Source organism: Stenotrophomonas rhizophila, assembly GCF_007667275.1.
GTDB lineage: Bacteria > Pseudomonadota > Gammaproteobacteria > Xanthomonadales > Xanthomonadaceae > Stenotrophomonas > Stenotrophomonas maltophilia_AE.
In genome coordinates, this window is the sequence record NZ_VDQT01000002.1 from 21,453 (window position 1) to 34,792 (window position 13,340).

General features: G+C 68.7%; 7 protein-coding genes. 4 read left to right on the top strand and 3 right to left on the bottom strand.

Annotation, left to right across the window (positions count from 1 at the left end):
• Positions 1 to 41: 41 nt before the first annotated feature.
• Together FSZ13_RS06315 and FSZ13_RS06320 are read left to right on the top strand one after the other, a co-directional pair.
• On the top strand, positions 42 to 1,826 hold the full coding sequence (locus FSZ13_RS06315) for an autotransporter assembly complex protein TamA (RefSeq protein WP_145478588.1): 1,785 nt from the start codon (positions 42 to 44) through the stop codon (positions 1,824 to 1,826).
• Positions 1,823 to 5,659 (top strand): translocation/assembly module TamB domain-containing protein, encoded by a 3,837-nt coding sequence (locus tag FSZ13_RS06320; RefSeq protein ID WP_145478589.1) that lies wholly within the window; start codon positions 1,823 to 1,825, stop codon positions 5,657 to 5,659. Before FSZ13_RS06315 ends, FSZ13_RS06320 begins: the two co-directional genes overlap by 4 nt.
• A gap of 556 nt (positions 5,660 to 6,215) precedes the next feature.
• Here the strand turns inward: FSZ13_RS06320 and FSZ13_RS06325 are convergent.
• Entirely contained in the window at positions 6,216 to 7,664 is a 1,449-nt protein-coding gene (locus tag FSZ13_RS06325) for a J domain-containing protein (protein ID WP_145478590.1), read from the bottom strand.
• Positions 7,661 to 9,346, bottom strand: coding sequence for a molecular chaperone HscC (locus FSZ13_RS06330; RefSeq protein WP_145478591.1), 1,686 nt, complete (start codon positions 9,344 to 9,346; stop codon positions 7,661 to 7,663). Before FSZ13_RS06330 ends, FSZ13_RS06325 begins: the two co-directional genes overlap by 4 nt.
• 122 nt (positions 9,347 to 9,468) lie before the next feature.
• Between FSZ13_RS06330 and FSZ13_RS06335 the strand changes: the two genes are divergently transcribed.
• A complete protein-coding gene (locus FSZ13_RS06335) occupies positions 9,469 to 11,616 on the top strand; it encodes a S46 family peptidase (RefSeq protein ID WP_145478592.1) in 2,148 nt (715 codons plus the stop codon).
• Between the two features lie 13 nt (positions 11,617 to 11,629).
• Here the strand turns inward: FSZ13_RS06335 and FSZ13_RS06340 are convergent, their stop codons facing one another.
• Positions 11,630 to 12,361: a hypothetical protein gene (locus FSZ13_RS06340; protein ID WP_145478593.1), complete on the bottom strand. Its 732-nt coding sequence runs from the start codon at positions 12,359 to 12,361 to the stop codon at positions 11,630 to 11,632.
• A 174-nt stretch (positions 12,362 to 12,535) separates the two neighbouring features.
• On the opposite strand from FSZ13_RS06340, the gene FSZ13_RS06345 reads away from it, so the two are divergent.
• On the top strand, positions 12,536 to 13,261 hold the full coding sequence (locus FSZ13_RS06345; RefSeq protein ID WP_145478594.1) for a response regulator transcription factor: 726 nt from the start codon (positions 12,536 to 12,538) through the stop codon (positions 13,259 to 13,261).
• Positions 13,262 to 13,340 lie beyond the last annotated feature (79 nt).

Genomic DNA, 13,340 nt, shown 5'->3' on the forward strand with positions numbered 1-13,340 from the left:
GACGGGCTTCGTTTTTGGCACGATCCCGCTATCCTGTGCCCATGCCGCCCTTGAAATATTTCCTGCCGCTGTTGTTCCTGTCGCTGGCCGTCGCCTCGACCGCGCATGCGCGCGGCACCATCGAGAAGGTCGACATCACCGGCCTGGACAGGGACGACGATGCCGAGATGATCGAGAACATCGAAGTCTCGCTGTCGCTGTACGACACCATCGGCAAGGTCCAGGGCGAGTCGCGGCTGGAATACCTGCTGTCGCAGGCCGAGCGCCAGACCCGGCAGGCGCTGGAGCCGTTCGGTTATTACAACCCGGTGATCACCGTGGACAGCCCGCGCGAAGGTGACACCGTGCGCGTGGTGATCCATGTCGATCGCGGCCCGCCCACCCTGGTGCGGCGCGAGAACATCGACATCACCGGCCCGGCGCAGCTGGACCAGTACCTGCAGGAAGACCTCGAGAATTTCCGTCCGCGCAAGGGACAGCGCTTCGAGCACACGCTGTACGACGCCAGCCGCGTCACCGTCACCCGGCGCCTGGCCGAGCGTGGTTATTTCGATGCCGACTTCACCCAGCGCCGGGTCGAGATCACCCGCGCCGAGAACGCCGCCGACATCGACCTGACCTGGGACAGCGGCCGCCGCTACAACATGGGCGAAATCCGCTTCCACCAGGATTACTTCGTGGATCGCCTGTTCGACCCGCTGGTGTACTGGGAAACCGGCAGCTATTTCCACGAAGGCAAGCTGGACCGCCTGCGCGAGTCGCTGACCAAGCTGGACTACTTCAGCGTGATCGACATCCAGCCACAGCCGGACCAGGCCGATGAAAACGGCAACGTGCCGGTGGACGTCAACCTGACCCGTGCCAAGCGCACCATCTACACCGCCGGTGTCAGCTACGGCAGCGAGAGCGGAGCGGGTGTGCGCGGCGGCCTGGAGCGGCGCTTCCTCAACAGCCGCGGCCACAAGATGAACACGCAGCTGGACTATGCGCAGAAGCGCAAGAGCCTGGTCACCACCTACCGGATTCCGGCATTCAAGTGGCTGGACGGCTGGTACGGGCTGACCGCCAGCGCCTACGACGAGCAGACCGACTACATCGACCTGCGCAACTTCAAACTGATCGGCAGCCGCAGCGGCGAGATCAACGAACACTGGACCGCGATCGCCTCGATCAACGCGCTGCGCGAGCGCTGGCGCTACGCATCGGGCACCGAGTTCACCAACGCCATCTACAACACCTCCACGCTGGTGTACCCGCAGCTGGTGGCCGACTACGTGAACGTGGACGACCGCCTGGCCCCGCGCAGCGGCATCAGCGGCAGCGCCACGCTGCGCGGTGGAGTCGAAGGCGCCGGCTCGGACACCAGCTTCGTGCAGGCCAGCATGATGCTGCGCTGGTTCATTCCGGTCGGCGACGCCGATCGCCTGATCCTGCGCGGCGAAGGCGGCACCACCTGGACCAGCGACCTGGTCGCGATGCCGCCGAGCCTGCGCTTCTTCGCCGGCGGCGACCGCAGCATCCGCGGCTACGCATTCCGCGAGGTCGGCCCGCGCACGCCGCCACCGGACAAGTTCGCGCTGGGCGCGAAGAACCTGGTCACTGCGTCGGCCGAGTACGAGCATTACTTCAAGGGCGGCCCGTGGGGCGGGGCGGTGTTCGTCGACACCGGCAGCGCCTTCGACAACGACATCGACCTGCACACCGGCGTGGGCTTCGGCGTGCGCTGGAAATCGCCGGTGGGACCGGTACGCGTTGACGTGGCGCATGGCCTGAACAACCCGGACTCGAAGTTCCAGCTGTACCTGAGCATCGGAGCGGACCTGTGAGCACGCCGACGCCGACGCCCGCACCGCCGCCACCGCGCAGGCGCTTCTACCGCAGGCGACGCTTCTGGGCGTGGTCCGGTTTCACCGTGCTGGGGCTGGTGCTGCTGGCGCTGCTGCTGCTGTACTGGCTGCTGCAGACCGTGGCCGGGCGCGACGTGCTGCTGGCGCAGGTGGTGGCGCGCCTGCCGGTCGGTGCCACGCTCACCTGGAGCAAGGTCGATGGCCCGGTGGCCGGGCCGCTGGTGCTGCACGACGTGGATTTCCGCTTCGACGATATCCACTTCACCGCCGAACGCGCCTACCTGGACCCGGACATCCGCCCGCTGCTGGGCCGCAAGCTGCAGCTGGATGCGCTGCAGATCAAGAATGCCACGCTGAACCTGGCCAAGAGCGATGAGCCGTTCGAAATGCCGTCGTGGCCGGGCTCGCTGCCGCAGATCGAGATGCCGCTGGCGATCCAGGCCGACACCATCATCATCGACGGCTTCCGCATCACCCAGGCGCAGGAACCGCTGGTCGACATCAGCAAGCTGCGCGGTGGGCTGGAGATCGCCAACGGTGAGTTCCGCGCCCACCAGCTGAAGATCGACAGCGACCTGGGCGACTTCCGCGTGGACGGCCACTACCTGCCGGGCAACGATTACACCACCGACATCACCATCGGCGCCGCGTTGCCGGCGCCGCGCGGACGCACCCCGGCCCGGCTGGGCCTGGTCGCGCGCGGCGACCTAGCGCGCATGGAGATCGCCGTGGCCGGGCACGCGCCGGCACCGTTGCAGGCCAGCCTGGTGTTCGAAGGCCGCGACGAGCCGGTATGGAAGGCCAGCGCACGCAGCAAGGAACTGGACCTGGCGCTGCTGGTGCCGGGCATGGACCCGGCCACGCTGCCGCTGTCGCTGGACTTCAGCGCCAGCGGCAAAGGCGGCCAGGCCAACCTGCAGGGCCGCATCCAGCAGGGCGACCTGGCCGTGGAGCTGGCGCCGTCCAACGTCGGCCTGGCCGACCAGGTGCTGACCGTGTCGCCGCTGGTGGTGAAGGGCTGGGGCGGCCAGGCGCGGTTGCAGGGCACCGCCGATTTCCGCGACCGCGAGAACGCCAGCCTGCGCTTCTCCATCGTCGCCAACGACCTCACCTTCGTGCCCGAACCGGACACCACCACGCCGGGCGCGGCCAAGCCGGTTCCGGTGACCCTGAAGGAAGCGCGGATGGGCCTGGCCGGCACGCTCAAGACCTGGGCGGCGGTGGGCAAGGCCTCGGTCGAGCGCGAGCAGCAGCGCGCGGACCTGCAGTTCGACGTGCGCGGCAGCGATACCGCCGCGCAGATCAGGCAACTGCAGGCCAAGACCCCGGGCGGCGCGCTGGATGTGACCGGCCAGGTGGCGTGGGCGCCGCAGCTGGACTGGGACGTGGCCGCCAAGCTGGCCGCGTTCGATCCCGGCTATTTCGTGCCCGGGTGGGACGGTCGCCTGTCCGGCGCCGTCGCCTCCAAGGGTCGCCAGCTGCCGCCTCCGGCGGGCAGCCCGGCCGGCACCGCCGGCAGCTATGAAGCCACCGTGGACGTGCCGGGCATCAACGGCATGCTGCGCAACCGCCGGGTGGACGCGCAGGGCCAGTTCGCGCTGCGCGGGCAGCAGGGCGAGGGCAACGTGCGCCTGGCCGTGGGCAACAGCCGCCTGACCGCACGCGGCAGCGTAGGCGACCGCCTCGACGTGCAGGCGCAGCTCGACCCGGTGCAGCTGGACGACCTGATGCCGGGCAGCACCGGCACCCTGCGTGGCCAGGTGCAGGTACGCGGCCCGCGCACTGCGCCGGACATCACCGCCGACCTGGTCGGCAGCGGCCTGCGCTACGCCGACTACAGTGCCGAAGCGCTGAGCCTCCGTGGCCGCCTGCCTTGGCAGGGCAGCAACGGGACGCTCGCGCTGCAGGGCACCAAGGTGCAGGCCGGCATGCTGCTGGACACGATCAACGTCAACGCCAGCGGCAGCGTCTCCAACCTGCGGCTGGACGCGCAGGCCAACAACGAACTGGGCGCGGTGGCCCTGCAGGGCGGCGTGCGCCAGCAGGGCAGCGCCTGGCGCGGTGACCTCGCCGCGCTGCGCATCGCGCCGGTCAAGGGCGATCCCTGGGCGCTGCGCGCGCCGGCCACCTTCGGCATCCAGGGCAGCAGCTTCACCCTGAGCGATACCTGCCTGGGTGCGGCCACCGGCGGCGCGCTGTGCGCCAGCGCCAACTGGCCGCGCGATGGTTTGAAGATCCGCGGCGACGCCTTGCCGCTGGCGCTGGTGCAGCCGTGGCTGCCCCCGCAATCGGGGCGGCGCCTGCACCTGCGTGGCGAGCTCACCCTGGACGGGCAGATCCGGCCGCGTGGCAACGCCTGGGAAGGCAGCGCGAGGATCGCGTCACTGGAAGGCGGCATCCGCCTGGGCGACAACGCGCGCGGCGAACTGGTGCGCTACGACCAGTTCTCGGCCACGCTGGAGATGACCCCGGCGCAGATCAACGCCAAACTCGGCGTGGGCTTCCAGGGCAACGGCTTCGTCGACGCCAAGGTGCAGACCGGCTGGGATGCCAACGCGCCGCTCAATGGCGAGCTGTACCTCAACATGTCGCGGCTGTACTGGCTGGAACTGTTCTCGCCCGACATCGTGCGCCCCACCGGCCTGATCGAAGGCCACGTCAGCCTGCGCGGCACGCGCGGCACGCCGTCGCTGGGCGGCGACGCCAAGCTGAGCAACTTCAAGGGCGAGTTCCCCGCGCTCGGGTTGACCTTCGACCAGGGCAGCGGCAGCTTCACCGCGCAGCCGGACGGCTCGGCCAGGATCACCGCGCAGGCCAACTCCGGCAAGGGCACGCTGTTCGTCGACGGCGGCCTGTCGTGGTTCGGCGACGCACAACCGCTGCAGCTGCACATCCACGGCGAAAACGTGCTGTTGTCGAACACGCCGGAACTGCGCATCGTGGCCAACCCCAACCTGGACTTCACCCTGGCCGCCGCGGCCATGCAGCTGCGCGGCACCGTGCACGTGCCCGAGGCCGACCTCGACCTGGAACGGCTGGATCGCGGTACGTCGGTGTCCGAAGACGTGGTGGTGCTGGACCCGGCCGACCCGGAAGAAGGCCCCAGTTCGCCGCTGGACATGGACCTGACCGTGAGCCTGGGTGACAACGTGCGCATGGCCGGGTTCGGCCTGAAGGGCGGGTTGGGCGGCAAGATGCAGGTCTGGGCGCGGCCCGGGCGCGAGATGACCGCCAACGGCGCGCTGGAAGTGAGCGGGCGTTACAAGGCCTACGGCCAGGACCTGACCATCACCCGCGGCAACCTCAACTGGAACTTCAACCCGGTATCGGATCCGCGCATCGACATCCGTGCCGAACGGCGGGTGGGCGATGTCACCGCCGGCATCGACGTGACCGGTCGCGCGCAGTCGCCGCGGGTGGACGTGTGGTCCGACCCGGCGATGTCGCAGTCCGAAGCGCTGGCGTTCCTGGTGCTGGGGCGCAGCCTCACCGGTGCCAGCAGCGACCAGACCCAGCAGGTCAACGCGGCCTCCGCCGCGTTGTCGGCCGGCAGCGGCCTGCTCGCCTCGCAGCTGGGCGCCAAGCTGGGCCTGGACGACGCCGGGGTCAGCCAGTCGCGCGCGCTGGGCGGCTCGGTGATCGGCTTCGGCAAGTACATCTCGCCCAAGCTGTACGTGGGCTACGGCGTGTCGCTGGTCGGCAGTGGCTCGGTGATCACCCTGAAGTACCTGCTGCGGCGTGGCTTCGACATCGAAGTGGAATCGAGCACGGTGGAAAACCGCGGCTCCATCAACTGGCGAAGAGAAAAGTAGAGCCGGGCTCTGCCCGGCTGCTTTCCCCAACCAACATCAACCCCGCGACAGCCCGGTAGGGTCGCATCCCGATCGACCATCGATGCATCCACCGCGCCCGGTGGGGCACTGCAATCATCGGCATCGCGTCTCCGCCGCACGTGCAGTTGCACGGGTCCATGCGTCAAAGCGATCGCAATCAAGGTCGGCGGTTGTTTGGGAACCAACCCTACCGCCGCGCAGCACGTGCCAGGCATCGAAACCGGCAGCTGCCTGGGCGTGCATATCGCGCCCGGCTGCCTGCTGCTGCGCACAGCCAGCCCGGTAGCACGGGTCGCATGTCGGCCGGGGTGGTACCAGGCCTGGCAGCGCACCGACCACGTCCGCTGGTAGGGTCGCATCCCGATCGACCGCCGGCCATGCACCCGCGTCCGGTGATGGCATTGCAATGATCGGCATCGCGCCTGCACCGGTCGAGCGATTGCAGGCGTCCATGCGTCAAAGGGATGGTGCGCGTGCGCAGGCATCAGCGCGTTCGTCCGCCAGTTCCAGCCATGCCGGTCCCCGGCGCATGCGCCTATCTCCGCCCTACCTGCTTCACCGCATCAATGGCCCACAGCAGCAGTGCCATGGCCAGCGAGATCTCTCCGATCATGATGGCCAGGCCAGCCAGCTTCACGAGCGGCCACAAGGCCAGCAGCAGCCAGCCATTGAAGTGCAGCTCGTAATTCCCGCGCCGCCACCAGCGCACCACTGCAAGCAGCAGGGTGGGGACCGCCAGCAGGGTGCCGGCCACGCGCTGATCGAAGCCGTGGATGATCACCAGTGAGACGATCAGCAGCGCCGGAATGAGCAGCAGACGAAGGTACTTCGCGCGCTGCTGGGGCGCTTCGGGCGCAGACTGCCAGTCCATGAGTCGGCGCAGCGGCAGGACCAGCATGCCGCCCAGCAGGATCGTCAACGCGCCGTAGCCGACGAAGTCGACCAGATGGTTCGGACCCGTCGGGTGCGTGGGCGTGTCGAACACGGCAATCGTGCCAACAACAGCCAACCAGGCCAGCGCGCATACCAGGCTGCGCAGTGCAACCAGCTGCACCTTGGTTGCGTTGATCTGATCGCGACGGGTGAGATCCAGCCAGAAATCCACCTGGGCAGGCCTCAGCGGTGGCGGCGCCTGACCCACTTCGGTTATGCCCAGCTGGGTCAGCATGCGGCGCATGACAGGCACGCGCCCGGGTATGGAGGCCGTCAACAGGCTGCGCAGCCGGTGCCACGGCCGGGTCAGCCATGCCAGTTGAACCTTTGCCTGCGCTGCGCTGACGGCGGCGTCCGGACGATGCAGGAAGTAGGCCAGCCAGGCCGTGTTGGCCGGCTGCACGACCCAGTACCGATGCAGCCGCTGGCGGCATCCATTGGCGACATGAGGGTCCAGGCCGCTACCGATCTCATCCCAACTGAAGCACCGGCTCAATGCATCGAAGTTCTCCATGCGTATGGGCGCGTCGATATTCAGGAGCAGCTCGAGAACGGTGTCGCCCACCCGCGGCTTGTCATGCAGTGACCAGAGCTCCGGCCGCAGATGCAGCCAGCGCTCGAACTCCAGCGGTGGCCCTTCCGCCGCTGCGGCGACCACCCGGTGCGCGAATGCGACCACGTCCAGCGGCCGCTCGACCGTTTCGGTGAGCGGCGTTGCCGGCCGTTGCGGAGGCAGGCTCGGCGGCGCCATGCCGCTGTCCACCTCCCGCACGGGATCATGCTGTGTTTCTACCTGCCCGGGTGCGACATCGATGGCATCCCCGGCGCTGTCTTCGCCGCCGGCATGCCCATCGTCCCCATCGCCCTGGTCGTCCCACTGCGCACGGTACTGCGCCCATGCCAAGGCAGCCTGGTAGGCCTCGTGGAGCTGCTGGAACGCGGCAGGATCTTCATCCGGGCGGGTGCTCCGCAGGCGCCTGGCGTAGGCGCGCTTGATCGCACGTTCGTCCGCATCCGGCTCCAGTTCGAGCGCAGCATGGCCCCAGCTCACGCGTCCTGTTCCAGTGCGTCCATCGCCGCCGAGAGCTCACTGCGGTGCTTCTCGATGCGGTCCAGGTCCTGGCTTTCCAGCACATGACGGAACTGCTCCAGCCAGTGCTGCACCAGCTGACGCTGGTCGATGAACTCTTCGTACAGGCGCTCGGCGCGGGCCAGCATGGCCACGTTCTGCTGCACGTCACGCGGGTGGATCTTCAGCCCCTGCAACGCCTGCAGGCGCGACTGGATTTCTTCCGGCGACAGCAGGCCCGGGTTCTGCTGCAGCACCAGTTCATGGCGGACGCCGGTGGCGTCCTGGACGACCTCCACCTGCAGCAGCCCGTTCACGTCGTAGGTGAAGCGGGTGGTCAAGCCCTTGTCGGCAGCCTTGCCGGGACCGAGCGGGATACGCAGCTCGCCCAGTTTGATGTTCTTGTCCACCGTGGGACTTTCGCCCTGGTAGACATCAAGGATCACCTCGCGCTGGTCGTCGCGCACCGGGAAGAACTGATCCTCGCGGCTGACCGGGACCACGCTGTTGCGCTGGATGATGGGGTGGAAGTAGCCCGCACGCTCGCTGCCATCCGGTCCCCGGCGGGACACCTGGGTGCCCAGCGTGTAGGGGCACACGTCGGTCAGCACGATCTCTTCCAGCGCCTGGTCGCGGCTCTTCAAGCCGGCGGCCACCGTGGCACCCAGTGCGATGGCCTGGTCGGGGTGGATATGGCGCAGCGGCAACCGCCCGAACATGCGCGTGACAAGCCGGCTGATCATCGGCATGCGCACGGCGCCGCCGACCAGCACGATGTCATCCAGTGCTTCGGGCTTCAGCCGGGCGTCGCGGATGGCGCGTTCGATCGGCGCGCGCATGCGCTGCAGCAGCGGCTCGCACAGCTGCGCGTAGCGCGATTCGTCCAGCTGCCAGGTGAATTCCCGGCCGGCCAGCGCGATCTGCAGTTCGCAGGTGCCCTGCTGGCTCAGCTCGCGCTTGAACTGCTCCAGCCGGCGCTGCAGCTGGGCCTGCTCGACCGCTGCCAGCGCGGTGCGCTCCAAGCCAAGGTCGGCGTGGAACGCGTCCACCACCACCTGCAGGAAGTCCTCGCCGCCCAGGAAATTGTCGCCCGCGCTGGCGTGCACTTCGATCACGCCTTCGAACAGCTCCAGGATCGACACGTCGAAGGTGCCGCCGCCCAGGTCCAGCACCAGCACCCGGCCTTCCTCGCCACGCTGCTGCAGGCCATAGGCCAGCGCGGCGGCGGTAGGTTCATTGATCAGCCGCTCCACGCGGATACCGGCGAGTTCGCCCGCCGCGCGGGTTGCCTTGCGCTGTGCGTCGGAGAAGTAGGCCGGCACGCTGATCACCGCTTCCTCGATCTTCTGGCCGAGCGCGGCTTCGGCGTCGGCCACCAGCGAGCGCAGCACCAGCGCGGAAAGCTCTTCGGCGCGGAACGCACGGCCGCCGAGGCGCACCTCACGGTCGCTGCCCATCCAGCGCTTGAAGTGCGCGACGGTCTGCTGCGGGTGACTTACCAGCCGCTCCTGCGCCGGTTTGCCGACCAGCACCGTATCGCCGTCCAGGCTGATCACCGAGGGCGTCAACAGGTCGCCATGTGCATTTGGGAACAGTTCCCCTCCCTGGGCCCGGTGCACGCCAATCAATGAATGCGTGGTGCCAAGATCAATCCCTACGATCATCTGCCATCCCCATTGCCAAGCGGCAATTCTAGCCAGCGCTGGCGACCCCTGACCATCGGGCGTTGCCCCACAGGCGTCCAATAGCTAAGGTGCCCGCTCGTTCCGCCGTACCGGATGCACCCATGCCCGCACGCAAGCCCCTCAGCGCCGCCCTGGCGCTCGGTCTCACCCTCGCCGCCGCCGCCCACGCCGACGAAGGGATGTGGATGCCGACCCAGTTGCCCGACCTGGCCAAGCCGCTGAAGGCGGCCGGCTTCAAGGGCAACCCGGCCGATCTGGCCAACGTCACCGCACCGCCGCTCAGCGCGGTGGTCCGTGCCGGCGGTGGCACCGGTTCCTTCGTGTCCGGCGACGGCCTGCTGCTGACCAACCACCACGTGGCGATGGGGGTGATCCAGTACAACAGCACGCCCGAGCACAACCTGATCGACGGCGGCTTCATCGCCCAGGGTCGCGCCGACGAGCGCCCGTCCAATCCGGACTTCCGCGTGCTGGTCACCACCGGCTTCGACAAGGTCACCGATGAGGTGCTGCGCGATGCCCGCGGCAAGACCGGGCGCGCCTACTTCGACGCGGTGGACCGCGCCAGCAAGCGGCTGGTGGCCGAGTGCGAACAGGAAGGCAACGTGCGCTGCAGCGTGGCCGACATGTACTACGGCACCGACTTCTATCGGATCCGCCAGCTGGAACTCAGCGACGTGCGCCTGGTGTACGCGCCGCCGCGCGCGATCGGCAACTACGGCGATGAGATCGACAACTTCATGTGGCCGCGCCATACCGGCGATTTCACCCTGCTGCGGGCTTACGTGGGCAAGGACGGCAAGCCGGCCGCGTACAGCCCTGACAACGTGCCCTACCACCCGCCGGCGCACCTGAAGATGTCGGTTGATGGGCCGAAGGCCGGCGATTTCGCCATGCTGGCCGGCTACCCGGGCATCACCTACCGTCATCGCACCGCCGCCGAGTTCGCCGGCCAGATCGATGCGGTGCTGCCGCGCCGGGTGGCGGTGTTCCAGCAGATGATCGACACCATCGAAGCGGCCACCGCCAGGGATGCGCAGGCGCGCACCCGCTATGCCGCACAGCTGCAGTCGCTGAAGAACAACCGCAAGCGCGCTGCCGGTGAGCTGGAAGGCCTGCTGCGCAGCGATGCCAAGACCCAGCGTGCCACCGACGAAGCGGCGATGCTGAAGGCCACCGACGCGGCGTACCAGACCGACATCCAGGCGCTGCTCGGCTCACTGTCGCAGGGCGCGGCGATGGGCGAGCGCGATTTCGTGCTCGAACAGGCCGCCACCCAGAGCCAGCTGCTGCGGTCGGCGTTGATGCTGGAACGCCTGCGCATCGAATCGGCCAAGCCGGATGCCGAGCGCGAGAGCGGTTACCAGCAGCGCGACCAGGCCTTGATCGAAGGCACCCTCAAGCAGGTCCAGCGCCGCTACGCGCCGGAAGTCGAAAAGGCGCTGCTGACCAACCTGCTGACCCGCTACCAGCAGCTGCCGGACGCGCAGCGCGTGCCCGAATTCGATGCTGCCTTCGGCCGCACGCCGGCCTCGCTGGCCAAGGCGCTGGACGGCCTGTACGCCAGCACCCGCCTGGGCGAGGAAGCCGAACGCCTGAATCGCTTCGCCGCCGCCAGGGAAGGCAGGCCGCTGGCGCACGACCCGCTGATCGACCTCGCCGGCCCGCTGGTGGCCGCGCAGCTGCGGCTGGAAGACCAGCGCAAGGAACGCGAAGGCGAACAGCTGCGCCTGCGCCCGGCCTACATGCAGGCGCTGTTCGCGTGGCGGGCAAAACAGGGCCGCGCGGTGTACCCGGATGCGAACCGCACCCTGCGCGTCAGCTATGGCCGGGTGGAAGCGCTGTCGCCGCGCGACGCGGTGCACTTCGACCCGGTCACCACCGTGGCCGGCATCGTCGAGAAGAACACCAATGCCTTCCCGTTCGATGCGCCCAAGCCGCTGCTGGCGGCGATCGCCAAGGGCGACTTCGGCAGCACCGCCGACCCGGCGCTGAAGACCCAGACGGTCAACTTCCTGACCAACCTGGACACCACCGGCGGCAACTCCGGCTCGCCGGTGCTCAATGCCCGCGGCGAGCTGATCGGGCTGAACTTCGACAGCAACTGGGAATCGGTCAGCGCCAGCTGGTGGTTCGACCCGCGCTTCAAGCGTGCCGTGCACGTGGACATGCGTTACCTGCGCTGGCTGCTGGCCAAGGTCTACCCGGCGCCGGAACTGTTGAAGGAAATGGGCGTGCCGGCCGAATAAGGCCGGCACCCGCTCAGGCGGGCGGGAGCGGGGTCAGCCCGGTCCAGTCCATCTGCAGGGGCGCGAGCAGCAGGTCCGGCTCGTTGCCCAACGGGTTGTTGGGATCCCAGACGTTCGGATTGTCAGGCGGCGCAGCGCCGTTCCAGGCCACCAGGGTCAGCTTCAAACCACCTTGGTGGAGGCCTGCTGCGGGCGCAACGTGCTGCGTGCCCAGCACCCGGACTTCGGTGGGCTGGAAGCCCAGCCGCTCGGCTTTCTGCAGCAGGCGGGGGGCGATGTCGATGACCGCCAGTTCGCGCCAGGCCTGTTTTTTCTGCAGGTCCTGTATGTCCGGCAGGTCCAGCAACGCGAGCTCGTGGCGCAGCTGGTTGAGCATGCGCGCATGGATCTGGCTCTGGGGTCTGCTCACGGCAGGATCGTCGCCGGGCTGCAGGGGAGGTGCAATGGCCACTTCATGCAGGTAGTGCATCAGGTGCAGCGTGCGGTGTTCCCCGGCGCTGAGGGGGCCCGCCTGCGAACCCGGCACCGGCGCCACCAGCCTCAGGTACAGCTGGGCCATCGGCCAGGGACTGCTGCGATCGCTGGGCGGCGGTGTCACGGTGGGCGCCTCGAGGTTGCAGACCGAATCCAGCAGGTTGCCGAGCGCCTTGCAGACAATCGTGCGTTGCCCTGGCGGCAACGAGGTTTCCAGGCGGTTTCGCAGCATCGGCGTCAACGGGTCGAGGCGGGCAGTGGCTACAGGCATGCTTGGAGTCCATGTTGATCGGGGCGCTTCAAGCTGCCCGCCGGGCGGGACGTGGACAAGGGGCATCCCCGACGCCGAGGTGTCCGATTGCACCCGGATGGTCCCGCCCTGCTGCTTTTGTCTGATTTGGCTCACCTGCAGCCCGCGGCTAGACTGCAGCCTGGATCTGGGGAGATGACGCGCCACGTGACGGCAGTACGGGAACTTGAAGGGCTGCAGGTCTGGGTGGTCGAAGACGACGCCGAGCTGCTGGCGCTGCTGCTGGACGACCTGGCCTGGCGCGGCGCGGCCGTGCGTGGCCTTGGCAGTGCCGAAGCCCTGTACCGCGCGCTGCTGAGCGACCGCTGCGACATCGTGGTGCTCGACGTGGGCCTGCCGGGCGAAGACGGCTACGCGGTGGCCAGCCATCTTCGCGCCTCGGCCCCGATCGGCATCGTGATGCTGACCGGCCGCGGCGACCCGCGCGACATGGCGCTGGGACTGACCCAGGGCGCAGACCTCTACCTGGTCAAGCCACCGGACCTGGACGTGCTGGCGGCCGGCCTGCACAGCCTGCGCCGTCGCCTGTCGCCGCCGTCCCCTGTGGCGGCGCCCGCCACCACCGCGCCGCCGCCGCGCTGGCGACTGGCCGATGATGGCTGGACCCTTCACGCACCCACCGCGGCGACGCTGGCGCTGACGGTGATGGAGCGCGGCGTGCTGCAGCTGCTGTTCGCGGCAGACGGCGGCGCCGTCACCCGTGAGCAGCTGATCGCGAACATCACCGACACCCCGTGGGATTTCGATCCGCACCGCCTGGACGTCCTGGTCCATCGCCTGCGCACGCGCGTGCGCGGCGCCACCGAGATAGAGCTGCCGATCCGCGCGCTGCGCGGACAGGGCTATCTGCTTACCCCCTGACCTGTCCGCACGGGCGTGAGCCAGTGTGAGCGTGCGTGAGCTGGCGGCACTGACTTGGCTTCACGGCAACATCACAATG